The organism is Pseudomonas sp. HUK17 (genome assembly GCF_001566765.1).
Window position 1 is genome coordinate 425317 of record NZ_LSMW01000012.1, and the last position, 17724, is coordinate 443040.

11 protein-coding genes are annotated in these 17724 nt (G+C 65.0%); 4 read left to right on the forward strand and 7 right to left on the reverse strand.

Translation table 11 applies throughout. The annotated features are described in order from the left end of the window. The first annotated feature begins 196 nt into the window (after positions 1–196). Together AX284_RS08895 and putA are read left to right on the forward strand one after the other, a co-directional pair. Positions 197–1186, forward strand: coding sequence for an LLM class oxidoreductase (locus AX284_RS08895; RefSeq protein WP_017639440.1), 990 nt, complete (start codon positions 197–199; stop codon positions 1184–1186). A gap of 269 nt (positions 1187–1455) precedes the next feature. After that, positions 1456–5424: a trifunctional transcriptional regulator/proline dehydrogenase/L-glutamate gamma-semialdehyde dehydrogenase gene (gene putA / locus AX284_RS08900; RefSeq protein WP_068384711.1), complete on the forward strand. Its 3969-nt coding sequence runs from the start codon at positions 1456–1458 to the stop codon at positions 5422–5424. Positions 5425–5740: 316 nt separating this feature from the next. Here putA and AX284_RS08905 read toward each other — a convergent pair whose 3' ends face one another. Then, positions 5741–8089, reverse strand: a complete 2349-nt coding sequence (locus AX284_RS08905) for an FdhF/YdeP family oxidoreductase (RefSeq protein ID WP_236712153.1) — start codon at positions 8087–8089, stop codon at positions 5741–5743. A gap of 76 nt (positions 8090–8165) precedes the next feature. Next, positions 8166–8633, reverse strand: coding sequence for a tRNA (cytidine(34)-2'-O)-methyltransferase (locus tag AX284_RS08910; protein ID WP_017639443.1), 468 nt, complete (start codon positions 8631–8633; stop codon positions 8166–8168). Positions 8634–8705: 72 nt separating this feature from the next. Between AX284_RS08910 and AX284_RS08915 the strand changes: the two genes are divergently transcribed. After that, a complete protein-coding gene (locus AX284_RS08915) occupies positions 8706–9263 on the forward strand; it encodes a hypothetical protein (protein ID WP_068384714.1) in 558 nt (185 codons plus the stop codon). Between the two features lie 1187 nt (positions 9264–10450). On the opposite strand, the gene ntrC is transcribed toward AX284_RS08915, so the two are convergent. From ntrC to glnA, 5 genes are all read right to left on the reverse strand, one after another. Next, entirely contained in the window at positions 10451–11881 is a 1431-nt protein-coding gene (gene ntrC, locus AX284_RS08920) for a nitrogen regulation protein NR(I) (RefSeq protein ID WP_017639445.1), read from the reverse strand. A gap of 12 nt (positions 11882–11893) precedes the next feature. After that, positions 11894–12958, reverse strand: a complete 1065-nt coding sequence (gene glnL / locus AX284_RS08925; RefSeq protein ID WP_017639446.1) for a nitrogen regulation protein NR(II) — start codon at positions 12956–12958, stop codon at positions 11894–11896. Positions 12959–13129: 171 nt separating this feature from the next. Next, positions 13130–13768 (reverse strand): DUF4124 domain-containing protein, encoded by a 639-nt coding sequence (locus AX284_RS08930; RefSeq protein WP_017639447.1) that lies wholly within the window; start codon positions 13766–13768, stop codon positions 13130–13132. Beyond that, a complete protein-coding gene (locus AX284_RS08935) occupies positions 13768–14286 on the reverse strand; it encodes a DUF4124 domain-containing protein (RefSeq protein WP_017639448.1) in 519 nt (172 codons plus the stop codon). The genes AX284_RS08930 and AX284_RS08935 overlap by 1 nt, the downstream gene beginning before the upstream one ends. 174 nt (positions 14287–14460) lie before the next feature. Then, positions 14461–15867 (reverse strand): glutamate--ammonia ligase, encoded by a 1407-nt coding sequence (gene glnA / locus AX284_RS08940; protein ID WP_059316521.1) that lies wholly within the window; start codon positions 15865–15867, stop codon positions 14461–14463. A gap of 385 nt (positions 15868–16252) precedes the next feature. On the opposite strand from glnA, the gene thiI reads away from it, so the two are divergent. Continuing rightward, the gene (gene thiI, locus AX284_RS08945; protein WP_068384718.1) at positions 16253–17707 is read left to right on the forward strand and encodes a tRNA uracil 4-sulfurtransferase ThiI; all 1455 of its coding nucleotides are present in this window, start codon (positions 16253–16255) and stop codon (positions 17705–17707) included. Positions 17708–17724 lie beyond the last annotated feature (17 nt).

Below are 17724 nucleotides of genomic sequence, written 5' to 3' on the forward strand. Positions count from 1 at the left end.
GGGTGTAAAAAGACCGCATAAGGAGAGTGCCAAGGTCGATGCAGGCTGCCGGGGCGGCGGAGAATGCGCAGTCCGTGGCGCGCTGGGTCGCAAGGGGGTGGCTCGAGGATGAGCGAGCCGGCACTCGGCGAACCCTGGAATGCCGCTAGACTCCATAGAAAGGTCATTCGCTTTCCCTCTCTGGCAAGGAATCCCCATGTCCACCACGGAGCGTCGCCGCGCCTTCCTTCAGCATCCGGGTTTTTCGCGGCTGTTCGCACCCGGTCGCCTGACCCTGGGCTTCCTGCTACCGCTGGAGGGCTATCCCGATGATCCCATGCCGACCCTGCGCGACCATGCGCGTCTGGCGCGGCTGGCCGACCAATTGGGCTTCGCTGCGCTCTGGGCACGCGACGTGCCCTTCTATGATCCTGGTTTCAACGACGCCGGCCAGGTATTCGAACCCTTCACCTATCTCGGCTATCTGGCCGGCATCACCCAGCACCTGACCCTGGCCACTGGCAGCGCCGTCATCACCCTGCGGCATCCCCTGCACTTGGCCAAGATGGCGGCCTCGGTCGATCAGTTGAGCGATGGTCGCCTGGTGTTGGGAGTAGCCTCCGGCGATCGCCCGGTGGAATACCCGGCGTTTGGCCTGGAAGGCGAGTTCGAGCGACGGGGCGAGCGCTTTCGCGATGCCTTCGAGATGTTCCGGCTGGCCGGCGAAACCAATTTTCCCCTGGCTGAATTCCGCCGTTTCGGCGATCTGCAGGGGCTGGCCGATCTGGTGCCCAAACCGGTGCACGGTCGCATCCCGGCGTTGGTGACCGGGCGCAGTCGGCAAACGGTGGACTGGATCGCCGCCAAGGCCGATGGCTGGTTCTATTACTTCGTGCCTGCCGAGCATGTCCCGGCGCTGACGCGGGTCTGGCGCGAGGCGCTGAACGAGATCGGCGGGCGCGAATTGTTCAAGCCCTTCGCTCAGGGCCTGTTCTTCGAGCTGGCCAGTGATCCGGACCAACCCCCACGGCCCATCCATGCCGGCCTGTCCTGTGGGCGGCGAGCGCTGGTGGACTATCTCACCCAATTGCAGGAGGCGGGCGTCAATCACCTGGCGCTCAATCTGCGTCCCTCGCGCCGTCCGGCCAGCGAAGTCGTCCAGGAGCTGGGCGAGTTCGTGCTGCCGTACTTTCCGTCCCTGCAGTGAAAGGCCCGGCCCCGTGTGAAGCCAGGTAACACTTGCCTGGCTAACGACTTTCCCAAGTCGTCATTCGAATGCGCGATTCCTCTGTGGCGGGGGTTCGACCAGGTCGCAACCCTTGGCCTGATCTCTGCATAGTTTTGCGATCTGTTACCTTGCCATTGGTGCAACCAGATCGACGGTAGAACCTGCCGGGTTGCACTTGGTTGCACTTTTCTTTCGAGCGGCGCTAAGCTGCGCCGAATTTCGATGCCTTCTTGCTTGAGGACCTGCGCATGGCCACCACTACCACCCTGGGCGTAAAGCTCGACGAAGCCACTCGCGATCGCCTCAAGGAAGCGGCTCGCCGTATCGATCGGACGCCCCATTGGCTGATCAAGCAGGCTATCTTCACCTATCTGGAAACCCTGGAAAGCGGTGCGACCCTGGCCGATCTGCAGGGTATCGCCCAGCGGCTGGCCGAGGGGGACAACGAGGCGGTGGAAGCCCTGGCCGATCCGGTCTATCAGCCCTTCCTGGAATTCGCTGAAAGCATCCTGCCGCAATCGGTCCTGCGCTCGGCCATCACCGCCGCCTATCGCCGCCCAGAAGAAGAGCTGCTGCCGCTGCTGCTGGAGCAGGCGCGCCTGCCCGCTGCCCAGGCCAAGGCCACCCACGAGCTGGCCCACCGCATCGCCGAGAAGCTTCGCAACGCCAAGGGTGCAACCGGGCGCTCCGGGATGGTGCAGAGTCTGCTCCGTGAGTTCTCACTGTCGTCCCAGGAAGGCGTGGCCCTGATGTGCCTGGCCGAAGCCCTGCTGCGCATCCCCGACAAGGGCACCCGCGATGCCTTGATCCGCGACAAGATCAGCACCGGCAACTGGCAGCCGCACCTGGGCAACAGCCCCTCGTTGTTCGTCAACGCTGCCACCTGGGGCCTGCTGCTGACCGGCCGCCTGGTCTCGACCCATAACGAAGCCGGCCTCACCAGTTCGCTCAATCGCCTCATCGGCAAGAGCGGCGAGCCGGTGATCCGCAAGGGCGTGGACATGGCCATGCGCCTGATGGGCGAGCAGTTCGTCACCGGCGAGACCATCGCCGAGGCCCTGGCCAACGCCAGCAAGTTCGAGGCGAAGGGCTTCCGCTACAGCTACGACATGCTGGGCGAAGCGGCCCTGACCGAGGCCGACGCCCGTCGCTACCTGGCCTCCTACGAGCAGGCCATCCACTCCATCGGCAAGGCCTCCCACGGCCGTGGCATCTACGAAGGCCCGGGCATCTCCATCAAGCTGTCGGCGCTGCATCCGCGCTACAGCCGCGCCCAGTACGACCGGGTGATGAGCGAGCTCTATCCGCGCCTGCTGGAGCTGACTCTGCTGGCCAAGCGCTACGACATCGGCCTGAACATCGACGCCGAGGAAGCCGATCGCCTGGAGATCTCCCTGGATCTGCTGGAGCGCCTGTCCTTCGAGCCGCAGCTGGCCGGCTGGAACGGCATCGGCTTCGTCATCCAGGCCTACCAGAAGCGCTGCCCGCTGGTGATCGACTATTTGATCGACCTGGCCCGCCGCAGCCGTCGCCGCCTGATGATCCGCCTGGTCAAGGGCGCCTACTGGGACAGCGAGATCAAGCGCGCCCAGGTGGAAGGCCTGGAGGGCTATCCGGTCTATACCCGCAAGGTCTACACCGACGTGGCCTACCTGGCCTGTGCGCGCAAGCTGCTGGCCGCGCCGGAAGCCATCTACCCGCAATTCGCCACCCACAACGCCCACACCCTGGCCGCCATCTATCAGCTCGGCGGGCAGAACTACTACCCCGGTCAGTACGAATTCCAGTGCCTGCACGGCATGGGCGAGCCGCTGTACGAGCAGGTGGTGGGCAGCGTCAAGGACGGCAAGCTGGCACGCCCGTGCCGCATCTATGCCCCGGTGGGTACCCACGAGACGCTGCTGGCTTACCTGGTCCGCCGCCTGCTGGAAAACGGCGCCAACACCTCCTTCGTCAACCGCATCGCCGACCACTCCATCTCCCTGGACGAGCTGGTGGCCGATCCGGTGGTGCAGATCGAGCAGCAGTCCACCAACGAAGGCGGCATCGGCCTGCCGCATCCGCGCATTCCCCATCCGAGTGCCCTGTACGGCGCCGAGCGCTGCAATTCCAGCGGTCTGGACCTGTCCAGCGAACACCGCCTGGGTTCGCTGTCCGCTGCGCTGCTGGCCAGTGGCAACACCGCCTGGGAGGCGCGTCCGCTGCTGGGTCGCGCCAGTGAGCCGTCGATTCCGCAGCCGGTGCTCAACCCGGCCGATCGCCGCGACCGCGTCGGTCAGGTCAGCAACGCCACCCGCGCCGATGTCGACATCGCCTTGGAAGAAGCCCTGGCCGCCGCGCCCATCTGGCAATCCACGCCGCCCGAGCAGCGCGCCGCCGCCCTGGACCGTGCCGCCGAACTGATGGAGGCGCAGATCCAGCCGCTGATGGGCCTGCTGGTGCGCGAAGCCGGCAAGACCTACGCCAACGCCATCGCCGAGGTACGCGAGGCGGTGGACTTCCTGCGCTACTACGCTGCCCTGGTGCGTCGCGACTTCGCCAACGACAGCCACCGCCCGCTGGGTCCGGTGGTCTGCATCAGTCCCTGGAACTTCCCCTTGGCCATCTTCAGCGGCCAGATCGCCGCGGCCCTGGCCGCTGGCAACACCGTGCTGGCCAAGCCGGCCGAGCAGACCCCGCTGATCGCCGCCCAGGCCGTGCGCCTCCTGCTGGAAGCCGGCATCCCCGAAGGCGTGCTGCAGCTGCTGCCGGGCGAGGGCTCCACCATCGGCGCCGCCCTGGTCAACGATGTGCGGGTCAAGGGCGTGATGTTCACCGGCTCCACCGAGGTGGCCCAGATCCTGGCGCGCAACATCGCCGGACGCCTGGACGCCCAGGGCCGGCCGATCCCGCTGATCGCCGAGACCGGTGGCCAGAACGCCATGATCGTCGATTCCTCGGCGCTGGCCGAGCAGGTGGTGGCCGACGTGGTCGCCTCCGCCTTCGACAGCGCCGGTCAGCGCTGCTCGGCCCTGCGCGTGCTCTGCGTACAGGAGGACGTGGCCGATCGCGTACTGGAAATGCTCAAGGGCGCCATGGCCGAATGCCGCCTGGGCAACCCGGAGAACCTGGCCATCGACATCGGCCCGGTGATCGACGGCGAGGCCAAGGCCACCATCGACAAGCACATCCAGGCCCTGCGCGGCAAAGGCCGCCGGGTGCACCAAGGTGGACGGGTGGAAGGCGATGCCATCCACCGCGGCACCTTCGTCATGCCCACCCTGATCGAGCTGGAGAGCCTGGCCGAGCTGGGTCGCGAGGTCTTCGGGCCGGTGCTGCACGTGGTGCGCTATGGCCGCAAGGACCTGGACAAGGTCATCGACCAGATCAACGCCACCGGCTACGGCCTGACCTTTGGCGTCCACACCCGCATCGACGAGACCATCGCCAAGGTGGTGGAGCGCGCCCATGCCGGCAACCTCTACGTCAACCGCAACATGGTCGGCGCGGTGGTCGGAGTGCAGCCCTTTGGCGGCGAAGGCCTTTCGGGCACCGGTCCCAAGGCCGGTGGTCCGCTATACCTCTATCGCCTGCTCAGCACCCGTCCGGATGGCGATCCGGCCGTGGCCCTGGCCAAGGGTAGTACTGGCGAGACCGAATGGCAGGTGCGTGATGCCCTGCGTCAACAGGCCGGCAATCCGCTGGGCGCTCTGCATGACTGGGCCAAGCAGCAGGGCTTGGGCGAGTTGGAGCAGGCCTGCCTGAGATTCGCCGAGGAGTCCCTGAGCGGCCTGACCCGCCTGCTGCCCGGCCCGACGGGCGAGCGCAACAGCTACAGCCTGCTGCCGCGCAGCCGAGTACTGTGCCTGGCAGCAGACGAAAGCGATCTGCTGCTACAGCTGGCGGCGGTCATGGCGGTGGGCAGCACCGCGCTGGTCGAGGAGGCGCACAAGGTCACCCTGAATCGTTTGCCGCAAACGGTGCGGTCGCGGGTGCAGGTAGCCGCCGACTGGCGCAAGGATGAAGTCGCCTTCGAGGCGGTCCTGCACCACGGTGACTCCGACCAGCTGCGCCAGGTCTGCCAGTTGGTAGCCAAGCGCAACGGCCCCATCGTCGGCGTCCAGGGCCTGGCCCGCGGCGAGACCGCCATCCCGCTGGAGCGCCTGCTCATCGAGCGCGCCCTGAGCGTGAATACGGCAGCGGCCGGCGGCAATGCCAGTCTGATGACGATCGGCTAAGAAGTATCGGGCTGCGAAAGCGCGTAGCCTGAGCGCAACGAAAAGCCCAGCACGTGAATGCTGGGCTTTTTACCTTCCGGGCGGTCGCAGCCTTGTCCGTAGCACGGACAGCTCGTAGGTTGGGTTGAGCGCAGCGATGCCCAACAGTCAGCCTTGCCGTTGGGCTTCGACGGTGAAGCTGTCTCAGCTCGGTTACCCGTAGATTGGATCGAGCGTTGCAAAAAAGCCCAGCACTTCAATGCTGGGCTTTTCGTTTTCCGGAAGGCAGTGGTATGGACCAGGCTTCAGCGTTTTCTACGCTTGGTTTGATCCACTTTCAGTACTGCGCCCCGTACCCCTCCGGCTCCACCGGAAAGCCGCCGTCGTTGGCGGCGATCAGCTTGTTCAGGCGCACCGGAATGGCCTTGGCCGCCGGTACCTTGCTGCCTTCGGCGTGGTGCCAGAGCGGAATCAGAGCATTGCATTCCGGGTAATAGCCGCCGCAAGCGCCTTCCGGGATGTTGTAGGGCGTGACCCGCAGCGGCCCGACTTCACGACGCACGCCGTCGTCGGCCACCGTCGACACCTGCACCTTGTCGCCCTCGGCCAGGCCCAGACGTTCGATGTCGTTGCGATTCATCAGGAGCACCGCGCGGGTGCCCTTCACGCCGCGGAAACGATCGTGATAGCCATAGATGGTGGTGTTGAACTGATCGTTGCTGCGCAACGTCATCAGGGTGAGGACGTCACGCCCGCTGGCGGGCATGTCCGGGTCTGCATCCAGGCTGCGCGGCACGATGAGATTGGCCTTGCCGGTCTCGGTCTTCCACTCGCGCTTGGCCGCCGGCAGCGGTCGATGGAAGCCACCCACCTCCCACATCCTGGCATTGAAGTCGTGGAAGATCTCCGGGAAGGAGAGGGCGATCTCGTCGCGGATCAGCGCATAGTCGGCCACCCAGGCATCCCAGGTGACCTTGGGGTTGTCTGGCAGGGTGGCCTTGGCCAGGCCAGCGACGATGGCCGACTCGGACAGCAGGTCACCTTCAGGCGGCTCGGCCACGCCGCGCCAGCCGTGAATGCAGCCGGTGCTGTCCTCGGTGCTGTGAGCCTGCTCCACGCCATTCTGGCGATCGATTTCGGTACGACCCAGGCAGGGCAGCAGATAGGCCTTGTCCGCCGGGACGAGGTGATTGCGATTGAGCTTGGTGGCGATCTGTACCGACAGGCGCAGGGTGCGCCAGGCCGGTTCCATCAGACTGGTCTCGGGAATGGCGCGCAGGAAGTTGCCACCCAGGCCGATGAAGGCCTTTACCGAACCATCGAGGATGCCTTCGCAGGCCTCCACGGTGTTGCGGCCCTTGTCCTGCGGCGGGGTGAAGCCGAAGCGCTCGCCGAGCTGCTCCAGCGGCGCCAGTTCCGGTTTCTCGGTGATGCCCACGGTGCGCTGACCCTGGACATTGGAATGGCCGCGCACCGGGCAGATGCCGGCACCGGGTTTGCCGATGTTGCCGCGCATGAGCAGCAGGTTGGTCAGCATCTGGATGGTTTCCACACCATGGCGATGCTGGGTCAGCCCCATGCCATAGATGCCGATGACCTTCTGGCGACGGCCATAGACGGCGGCAGCCGCTTCCAGCGCGCTGCGGGTCAGACCCGACTGGCGCTCCAGTTGCGGCCATTCCTGACGCTGCAGCCACTCGCAGAACTCGGCGAAGCCATGGCAGTGCTCGGCGATGAAGGCATGGTCGAGCACGGCGGGGTGGCCCTGCTCGCGAGCCAGGTCATCGGCGGTCAGCAGCGCCTTGCACATGCCGGCGAGGGCGGCGATGTCGCCACCCGGCTTGAGCTGATGGTACTGGGTGCTGATCTGCGTGGGGTGATCGGTCAGCATCTCCACTGGCGACTGCGGATTGACGAAGGTCTCCAGGCCACGCTCGCGCAGGGGATTGAAGGTGATGATGGGCGCGCCGCGTTTGCGTGCTTCCTGCAGGTCATGCAGCATCCGCGGGCTGTTGCTGCCGGGATTCTGGCCAAAGAACAGCAGGCAGTCGGCCTGATCGAAATCGTTGAGGGTCACGGTGCCCACGGTCACGCCGATGCTCTTGGGCAGAGCCACCGAAGTGCTCTCGTGGCACATGTTGGAACTGTCCGGCAGATTGTTGGTGCCGTACAGGCGGGCATAGAGCTGATAGAGGTAGGAGGTCTCCAGCGCCGCGCGACCCGAGGCGTAGAAGATTACCGAATCCGGATCCAGGGCCTTGAGCTCGGCGCCGATGTCGGCGAAGGCTTCCGCCCAGCTTACCGGGCGATAGCGATCACTGGCGGCGTCGTAGCGAAGGGGGTGGGTGAGGCGTCCGACTTCTTCCAGATCGTAGTCGCGCCAGCCGCGCAGTTCGGTGAGGGAATGACCGGCAAAGAACTCCGGTCCGCACCTCTTGCTGGTGACCTCCCAGGCGGTGGCCTTGGCGCCGTTCTCGCAGAATTCCAGTGGGTGAGGCTTGCCCGGCTTGGCCCAGGCGCAACTCACGCAGGCGAAGCCACCATGCTTGTTCTGCCGGGTCAGCAGGGCACCGGATTTGAGCGGCACCCGCTCGCGCAAGACGATCTCGGTCACCGAGCGCGCCGAGCCCCAACCACCGGAGGGCGCGTCGTAGCGTTCAACCTTGGGTTTGCCGATCTTGCTCATGGTGCGCCTCGTGTGACGGTCTGGCGATGTGCCTGTAGGTCATGGGACGGCGCGTCTGGCAGTAAGGTTCTGGCGGTCAGCCAGGCGGTGCGGCGAAGCCCAGCTGACGCCAGCCTTCGTAGACGGCCACGGCCACGGTGTTGGACAGATTGAGGCTGCGGCGATTGGGCAGCATGGGCAGGCGCAGCCGCTGTTCGGGTGGCAGGGACTCCAGCACCTCGGCCGGCAGACCGCGACTTTCCGGGCCGAACAGCAGGGCATCGCCCGGCGCGTAGGCGATCTCGGTGAAGGGACGGCTGGCCTTGGTGGTGAAGGCCAGCAGTCGGGGTGGCTGCAAATCTGCTATACAGGCCGCGAGGCTGGCATGGGTCCGCACGCTGGACCACTCGTGGTAGTCCAAGCCGGCGCGGCGCAATTTCTTGTCGTCCAGCGCGAAGCCCAGCGGCTCGATCAGATGCAGGCGGCAGCCGGTGATGGCGCACAGGCGAATGACGTTGCCGGTATTAGGCGGAATTTCCGGTTGGTAGAGGATGATGTCGAACATGAAGGGCAGGGCGCCTGGCAAAGCGCCTATGGTACTGCGCCGCCGTCGCGCCGTCGCGAGCGGGGTAGGGCGATGAACCTCTGGCGCCGGCTGGTCGACTGGCTGTTGCGCGAACAGCGTGCCCGCCGGGAGGAATTGGCGCGGGTGGAGGATCCCGAGCTGCTCAAGGCCGAATGGCGCGGCCAGCGCCAGCGCCTGACCCTTTGGCTGGCCTCGGCGGCCCTGGGCGCCGGCCTGTTCGGCATGATCGTCGGCCAGCTGATGTACCAGCGCACCCATCCCGATCCCTGGTCGGCCGAGGCCCGCCGCCCGGTCATCCTCGGGGTGGACAGTCGCCAGGAGGCCGGCCGCTTCGAATTGCTGATCACCGCCGACCGCTCACTGTTCTACGAACGCTATCGCCCCGAAGGCGCCCTTAGCCTGCGTCTGCCCCGGGCCCGCTGGGACGGTGGCGAACGCCAGGGACGAGTGGTACGGCCGGGCGGCAGCTTTTCCTGGGCGGTACGCCAGGACGGACAGGACTTGAAGATTTTGCTGGTGGGCGTCGGCGGCGCCCTGCAGGCCAGTGATCGTATCGTCGAGGAAGGCGAGAACTGGGTGCTCTACGTCGAGGTCCCACTGACCCCCTGAAATGCCCCGTTATCAGGCAAGAGGCTGGCTGTTTGCACCAGAGCGGAACGGGGTGGGGTGCCGGGTTGCCTTGGTGCTTCGGCTGCCATTGCCAATCCCATGAGCTAGGCCGTGGGGTGAAAAGCGCTCTAGCCTGGGGTTTGCGACTTTTCACGGACGAAAAAAGAGGCCATCACAGTGAGTGATGGCCTCGAGAAGAAAAGAGGGGATTCCCCAGCCTGCCTGTACCGAGGTCCCCAAAAGGGTAGTTACCTAGGTTATTGCAGAAGGTGTGCCAAGTTTTGAGTTGGGTGGTTTTTGGGAGCGTCGTAGGTTGGGTTGAGCGCTAGCGAAGCCCAACGTTATTAGCGGTGCCTAGTCTTATTGCTGCCCTAGCTGCCCTAGCTGCCCTAGCTGCCCTAGCTGCCCTTGTTGCCCTTGCTGCTTATCGCGGTTGCGGACGGCTCTGGTTTCGCCTAGCCGGCGACTTACTTTTCTTTGCTTGCGGATCGCCGCCCGGTGCAAAGAAAAGTAAGCAAAAGAAAGCACACCCCGACAGTTCAGCCCTTCGCTGCGCTCCGGGTCCCCTCGCTCCGGCGCCGCTCCAGGGGCACGGCACGAAGGGGCTTCCTGCCCCTCGCGCCTTGCTCGGCGTCCTGCCTCACATCCCCCTCCACGACACCTGCACTCGGCCTCACTGACGGGGCGGGGCGCAGGCCTGAGACTTCGCTGTTCATAGGATTCGTAGCATGGAAAACCGCGCAGCGTTTTCCACTGGCGCGTAACGCCGATCCCTGTGGACAAGGCTTCGCCGTTGTCCACGCTACGGGCTACTGGTGACGTGTTCTTCAACCAATACTTTCAGGCTAGCGAATCGCCCCGTTCAGAAGGGCGAACGCCAGTGTCGTGGAGTGGGTCGAGCCGCAGGGATGCGGCGAGAGGTCCAGTGGGCCACGGACGGCCCATCTGGACCGACCCCGGAACGGCGTTGGTGTGAGCGAACCCGGAGCGCAGCGGAGGGCCGGATGGTCGGGGCAAGCGTTTTTGCTTACTTTTTTCGCGACTGAAAAAAGTGAGTCGCCCGAGTGGGCGAAAAAAGAGCTACCAGCAAAACACGATAAGCAGCTAAGGCACCGATATGAAGTTCAAGCCTGGCAATGTTGGACTTCGCTTACGCTCAGCCCAACCTACGGCACCGTAGAGAACCCTCAGTCCTCCCCCTCCTCATCCGGCCCGTCCACCTTCATGCCCAGCTCCTTGATCTTGCGGGTCAGGGTGTTGCGGCCCCAGCCCAGCAGGACGGCGGCGTCGCGGCGCCGGCCGGCGGTGTGCTTGAGGGCGGTCTCGATCATGATGCGCTCGAAGGCCGGCACGGCGTTGTCCAGCAGGCTGGACTGGCCGCGGGTAAGGGCCTGGTCGGCCCATTGGCGCAGCGCCTGTTCCCAGTTCGCGGCGGGGGCGGCGTCCTGGGGCTGGTTGAGCAGCTCCGGCGGCAGGTCGTCGATCAGCACCTCGCGGCTGGAGGCCATTACCGTGATCCAGCGGCAGGTGTTCTCCAGCTGGCGCACGTTGCCCTGCCAGGGCAGGCCTTTCATGTACTCCTCGGTCTCGCTGCGCAGGGTCTTGGGCTCCACGGCCAGCTCCTGGGCGGCGCGGGCGAGGAAGTGGCGGGCGAGGGCGGGGATGTCCTCGCGGCGGTCGGCCAGGCGTGGAATGTGGATGCGGATGACATTGAGGCGGTGGAAGAGGTCTTCGCGGAACTTGCCCTCGCGCACCAGGCCTTCAAGGTTCTGGTGGGTGGCGGCGATGATGCGCACGTCCACCTTGACCGGGGTATGGCCACCGACGCGATAGAACTCGCCATCGGCCAGCACGCGCAGCAGGCGGGTCTGGGTGTCGGCCGGCATGTCGCCGATCTCGTCGAGGAACAGGGTGCCGCCATCGGCCTGCTCGAAGCGGCCGCGGCGCTGGGCGGCGGCGCCGGTGAAGGCGCCTTTCTCGTGGCCGAACAGCTCGGACTCCATCAGGTCCTTGGGGATGGCGGCCATGTTCAGGGCGATGAAGGGCGCGGCGGCGCGCGGGCTGTGGCGGTGCAGGGCGTGGGCGACCAGCTCCTTGCCGGTGCCGGATTCGCCGTTGATCAGCACCGTGATGTTGGAGTGCGAGAGGCGGCCGATGGCGCGGAACACCTCCTGCATCGCCGGCGCCTCGCCGATGATCTCGGGGGTGCGGGTCAGGTGCGCCGGCTCGGCGAAACCCTGCTGCTCCTGGGCATGCTGCCCGGCGCGCTTGACCAGGGCCACGGCCTCGTCGACATCGAAGGGCTTGGGCAGGTACTCGAAGGCGCCGCCCTGGTAGGAGGCCACGGCGCTGTCCAGGTCGGAATGGGCGGTCATGATGATGACCGGCAGGCGCGGGTGCATCTCGCGGATGCGTGACAGCAGGTCCAGGCCACTGGTCCCCGGCATGCGGATGTCCGAGATCACCACGTCCGGTTGCTGGCGACCGAGGCGGGTCATGACGCTGTCGGCGCTGTCGAAGGCGACGGTGGTCATGCCTTCCTGTTGCAGGGCTTTTTCCAGGACCCAGCGGATGGAACGGTCGTCGTCGACGATCCAGACGGTCTCCTGACGGCTCATGCGTACTCCTCGTTATTCCAGCGGCAGGAAGATGCTGAAGGCGGTGTGGCCAGGATGGCTTTCACACTCGATCAGCCCCTGGTGCTGGGTGATGATGTTCTGGGTGATGGCGAGCCCGAGGCCGGTGCCGTCGGGGCGACCGCTGACCATGGGATAGAAGATGGTTTCCTGCAGGTCCGGGGGGATGCCCGGGCCGTTGTCGGTGATCTCCACCTTGCACACCAGACGATGGCGGTGGTGGCCGATGGTGAACTGGCGCAGGGTGCGGGTTCTCAGGGTGACCCGGCCCAGGCGCAATTCGTTCTGCTGGGAGATGGCCTGCATGGCGTTGCGCACGATGTTAAGCACCGCCTGGATCATCTGCTCGCGGTCAATCATCAGATCGGGAATGCTCGGATCGTAGTCGCGCACCAGGTTGATCAGTCCCTGGCTTTCCGCTTCCACCAGGCTGCAGACCCGTTCGAGAACCTCGTGCACATTGGTGACGGCCAGCTTGGGCAGCTTGTTGGAGCCGAGCATGCGGTCGACCAGATTCCGCAGCCGATCCGCTTCCTCGATGATGACGTTGGTGTAGTCCTTGAGCGCCTCTTCCGGCAGCTCGCGGGCCAGCAGCTGGGCCGCGCCGCGGATGCCACCGAGAGGATTCTTGATCTCGTGGGCCAGGCCGCGCACCAGCAGCTTGGTGGTCTCCTGCTTGGAGAGCTGCGCCTCTTCCTTGGTGATGCGCAGCAGCCGGTCGCGCGGATGGACTTCCAGCAGCAGCAGGGTGTTGTGGCGATCCAGGATCGGGGTCACCGCATAGTCCACCGTGAGGCTGTTGCCCGAGGTGGAGATCAGCAGCGCCTCGCGCTTGGTGAAGGGATGGGCATGATCGACCGCCTGCCGCAGCGCCTGCAGGGCCTCGGGCGATTCGGTGAACAGCTCGCTGATGAACTGGCCATGGCTGCGCTGGCCACTGATGGCCAGGAGCATCTCGGCCGCCGGGTTCATGTACTCCAGGCGCAACTCCGCATCGAGCAGAATGACTGCGGTGGTGAGGTTGTCGAGCAGGAGTCGGTGAATGACGTCGGTAGGCATGAGAGGCCACAGCGCTATAGGGACGATAGGAAAATGCAAGAAGCAAACCAAGACGCCCCGAGTTAGGGCAGATGGCTGAAACGTGCACTAACAGCCGCCGCGCGACGGGCGGAACGAAACTGGATTTGTATCAAGATGGTGCACAATGAAAAAGCGCACCAAATAGGTGCGCTAGAGGAAGGGTAGCCAGGATTTCCTGGGTTCGGGCGGTTTCATGTCCAATGGGCATTCCGGCCGCTTGCCCCAGTCCTTGTCACTGCAGGGATGGGCACGGCGCTTCTGCTCCAGCGAGGGGCGGCGCAGATGGAAGGGCTGGGCCGGGGTACGCTCCAGTACGTTGCCGTCGGCGGCGAGGATCTCCGCCACCAGGCTATGGGTGCCACGATTCAGGTTGTCCAGGGGAAACACTGGACTGCGACCGACGCCGGCTTCCTTGTCATCCAGCAGCAGCCGGTAGCTGTGACCCGGCTGCAGCTCCGGTTCGCTGACCAGGCTGACGATGAGCTGCCCTTGCTGATCGATCACCGTAGCATCGGGCTCGGGTACCAGGATGCGCAGCATCTGGTAGCGGAAGGGCGCGGCCTTGGGCGTCCTGGCCGCCGGTGCGGCCGGTGTCGGACTCAGCTTGCGGGTCGGCTGGCCCTGCTGATTGAGGTTGTTGGGCACCGTGATCGGCACCTGGGTCGCCTTGACGCCCTTGGGTGGCTGGTCGGTGTAGACCCGATTGCCGTCCTTGTCGACATAGCTGTAGACCGCCGCCTGGGCGGGCAGCAGCAGGCAGAGCAGAACCAGTGCCAGGAGCGTGCGCATCAGCGAGCCGGGCTGTTGACGCTGATGCGCTGCACGGTAACGGTCTTCTCGGCACTGGTCTGGATCACCTCGCCAGTGCCGGACAGCACCTGGGCGGCGAAGCGGTGCTCACCGCGCTCCAGGTTGGCCACGCCGAAACGGGTGCTCTGACCTGGGCTGCCATAGGGCGCGCCGTCCACCAGCAGTTGCAGCGACTGCCCCGGGCCCAGGGCCGGTTCCACTGAGACCCCCACAGAGAAGGTGCCGTTGTTGGCGCGGATGGCCTCGTCGTCGGGCACATTGACTTCCAGACGGCTGAAGGCCGGGCCGGCAGGGGTCGCCGCCGCAGGCGCACTGGGGATGGGCGGCGCCGGTCGTGGATTGTCCACGGTGTTGGTGGGCGCCACCTGCACCGGCTTGGCATTGGCCGAGGGCTGATCGCTGAATACCGTGTTGCCTTCGGCATCCACCGACTTGTAGATCGCGGCCTGGGCGGAGCAGGCGAGGCAGAGCAGACAGCAGGCAAGCAGGCGAGGCATGGCGGAATCTCGGCCGGGCGATGGAGATCAAGGGTAGCAGGCGCGTCGTGTGGTCAGGTAGGCAGCTCGGCCGCTCCGCGCTGGCGCCGGTCGCGGCTGCTATTCCTACGCAAAGAAAACCCGCGCAAAGAAAAGGCCTCCCGAAGGAGGCCTCTTTCAGTTACTGCAGCGGGATCAGACGCTGTAGTACAGATCGTATTCCAGCGGGTGCACGAAGGTACGCACCTTGATCTCTTCCTCGGACTTCAGCTCGATGTAGGCATCGATGAACTCGTCGGTGAAGACGCCGCCCTTGGTCAGGAACGCACGACCGGCGTCCAGGGCTTCCAGGGCTTCCTTCAGGCTGCCGCAGACCTGCGGGATCTTCTTGCCTTCTTCCGGCGGCAGATCGTACAGGTTCTTGTCGGCGGCATCGCCGGGGTGGATCTTGTTCTGGATACCGTCCAGGCCGGCCATCAGCAGGGCGGCGAAGCACAGGTAGGGGTTGGCAGCCGGATCCGGGAAGCGGGCTTCGATGCGGCGGGCTTTCGGGCTCGACACATAGGGGATACGGATGGAGGCGGAACGGTTACGGGCCGAGTAGGCCAGCATGACCGGTGCTTCGAAGCCGGGCACCAGACGCTTGTAGCTGTTGGTGGACGGGTTGGTGAAGCCGTTCAGCGCCTTGCCGTGCTTGATGATGCCGCCGATGAAGTACAGGGCGGTGTCGGACAGGCCGGCATAGCCTTCGCCAGCGAAGGTGTTCTTGCCATCCTTGGAGATGGACATGTGCACGTGCATGCCGGAGCCGTTGTCGCCGTACAGGGGCTTGGGCATGAAGGTGGCGGTCTTGCCGTAGGCATCGGCCACGTTGTGCACGACGTACTTCAGGGTCTGGGTCTCGTCGGCCTTCTTGACCAGGGTGTTGAACTGCACACCGATCTCGTTCTGGCCAGCGGTCGCCACTTCGTGGTGGTGGACTTCCACGACCAGGCCCATCTCTTCCAGGGCGTTGCACATGGCGGTACGGATTTCGTGGTCATGGTCGACCGGCGGCAGGGGGAAGTAGCCGCCCTTGACGCCCGGGCGGTGGCCCTTGTTGCCGGACTCGAAGTCGGCGTCGGTGTTCCAGGAGGCCTGCTCGGAGAAGATCTTGAACATGGAGCCGGAGATGTCCGACTTGAACTTCACTTCGTCGAAGATGAAGAACTCGGGCTCCGGGCCGACGAACACGGTGTCGCCGATGCCGGTGGACTTCAGGTACTCCTCGGCAGCACGGGCGATACCACGGGGGTCGCGCTCGTAGGGCTGCATGGTGGAGGGTTCGATGATGTCGCAGACCAGGATCAGGGTCGGCTCTTCGGTGAAGGGATCCAGAACGGCGGTGCTGTCGTCGGGCAGCAGGATCATGTCGGAGGCTTCGATGCCTTTCCAGCCGGCGATGGAGGAGCCGTCGAACATCTTGCCGTGGGCGAAGAAGTCTTCGTCCAGCGCGTCACGCGCCGGCATGGTGACGTGTTGCTGCTTGCCTTTGGTGTCGGTGAAGCGCAGGTCTACCCACTTCACGTCGTTTTCTTTGATCAGTTGAACAGCCTTCGACATGGTTTCCTCCAGAGGAATTTCGGCCGGGAGCGGTTGGCGGTACTCCCGGTATCAGCTGTGCCCTTGAGGGGCGCTTCCGTACTGCCTGGTCCATGACCGGCGTTCCACGAAAAGCGCCCTATGCTGGCCCAGGGGCGGCTGCCTCACAAGAGAGCAAGTTGTATGCCAGTGCCCTCAAATGGGCTGGAGGCCCTTCCTGACGCCTGTCGTGCCGTTTTCAGGCCAGTCGAGGCCGTATATGTGCACCAAAATAGTGCATCGAAATCCGTCCCTGCACTCAAATGGCGCCAGAGGTGATTTTGTCGGTTGAATTCGAGTGCTCGATGGTTTTCAGGTATGATATTGGCCCTTTTCTTTCGCGTTACCCGCCCCCCGTTTCCCGCTCATGAAGCTCATCATCAAGGTCTTTCCGGAAATCACCATCAAGAGTCGCCCGGTGCGCAAGAATTTCATTCGCCAGCTGGTGAAGAACATTCGTGTCGTGCTGCGCGATCTGGATCCGGATGTCCGCGTGGAAGGGGTCTGGGACAACATCACTCTGGAGACCGCGCTAAGCGAGCCGCGGCTGCTGGCGGACATGAAGCAGCGCCTGGCCTGCACCCCGGGCATCGGCCAGTTCCTCGAGGTGCACGAGTATCCGCTGGGTGACTTCGAGACCATCCTGGAACTCTGCGTGCGCCACTTCGGTGAGCGGGTGCGCGGCAAGGTATTCTCGGTGCGCTGCAAGCGTGCCGGCCGCCATGACTTCTCCTCGATGGACGTGGAGCGCCATGTCGGCGGTGGCCTGCGCGAACGCTGCGGCGGCGCCGGCATCGCCCTGAAGAATCCCGAGGTGAACGTCCGCCTGGAGATCCGTGACCAGCAGCTGTTCATCATCGACGAGCACCACGAAGGGCTGGGCGGTTATCCGCTGGGCGCCCTGGAGCAGGTGCTGGTGCTGATGTCCGGTGGCTTCGACTCCACCGTGGCCGCCTACCAGATGATGAGACGCGGGATGGTCAGCCATTTCTGCTTCTTCAATCTCGGCGGGCGGGCCCACGAACTGGGCGTGATGGAAGTGGCCCACTATCTCTGGGAGAAGTACGGGCGCTCCCAGCGCGTGCTGTTCATCAGCGTGCCCTTCGAGGAAGTGGTGGGGCAGATCCTCACCCAGTGCGACGACAGCCACATGGGCGTCATCCTCAAGCGCATGATGCTGCGCGCGGCCAGTCGCATCGCCGAGCAGCTGCAGATCGAGGCGCTGGTGACCGGCGAAGCCGTCTCCCAGGTTTCCAGCCAGACCCTGACCAATCTGGCGGTGATCGACAAGGCCACCGATACCCTGGTGCTGCGCCCGCTGCTGGCCAGCCACAAGCAGGACATCATCGACACCGCCCAGCGCATCGGCACCGCCGACTTCGCCAAGCACATGCCCGAGTACTGCGGCATCATCTCGGTGAATCCCACCACCAAGGCCAAGGCCCTGCGGGTGGAGCACGAGGAAGGCAAGTTCGACATGGCGGTGCTCGACGCCGCCCTGGAACGCGCACGCTTCATCACCGTCGACAAGGTGATCGAGGAGCTGGGCAAGGACGTGCAGGTGGAAGAGGTGGACCAGCCGCTGCCCGGGCAGATCGTGGTGGACATTCGCCATCCCGACGCCCAGGAAGACCTGCCGCTGGAGCTGCCTGGCATCGAGGTGCAGACCATGCCGTTCTTCGCGCTCAACAGCCGTTTCAAGGAACTGGACGAGAATCGCCAGTACCTTCTCTATTGCGACCGCGGGGTGATGAGCCGGCTGCACGCCCATCACCTGCTCACCGAAGGGCACGCCAATGTGCGCGTTTATCGTCCGGCCTAAGCAGCCGGGCCTGCTGG

Coding starts and splice junctions, on each gene's coding strand:
- AX284_RS08895 (WP_017639440.1), top strand. CDS start 197: ATGTCCACCACGGAGCGTCGCCGCGCCTTCCTTCAGCATCCGGGTTTT.
- putA (WP_068384711.1), top strand. CDS start 1,456: ATGGCCACCACTACCACCCTGGGCGTAAAGCTCGACGAAGCCACTCGC.
- AX284_RS08905 (WP_236712153.1), bottom strand. CDS start 8,089: ATGAGCAAGATCGGCAAACCCAAGGTTGAACGCTACGACGCGCCCTCC.
- AX284_RS08910 (WP_017639443.1), bottom strand. CDS start 8,633: ATGTTCGACATCATCCTCTACCAACCGGAAATTCCGCCTAATACCGGC.
- AX284_RS08915 (WP_068384714.1), top strand. CDS start 8,706: ATGAACCTCTGGCGCCGGCTGGTCGACTGGCTGTTGCGCGAACAGCGT.
- ntrC (WP_017639445.1), bottom strand. CDS start 11,881: ATGAGCCGTCAGGAGACCGTCTGGATCGTCGACGACGACCGTTCCATC.
- glnL (WP_017639446.1), bottom strand. CDS start 12,958: ATGCCTACCGACGTCATTCACCGACTCCTGCTCGACAACCTCACCACC.
- AX284_RS08930 (WP_017639447.1), bottom strand. CDS start 13,768: ATGCGCACGCTCCTGGCACTGGTTCTGCTCTGCCTGCTGCTGCCCGCC.
- AX284_RS08935 (WP_017639448.1), bottom strand. CDS start 14,286: ATGCCTCGCCTGCTTGCCTGCTGTCTGCTCTGCCTCGCCTGCTCCGCC.
- glnA (WP_059316521.1), bottom strand. CDS start 15,867: ATGTCGAAGGCTGTTCAACTGATCAAAGAAAACGACGTGAAGTGGGTA.
- thiI (WP_068384718.1), top strand. CDS start 16,253: ATGAAGCTCATCATCAAGGTCTTTCCGGAAATCACCATCAAGAGTCGC.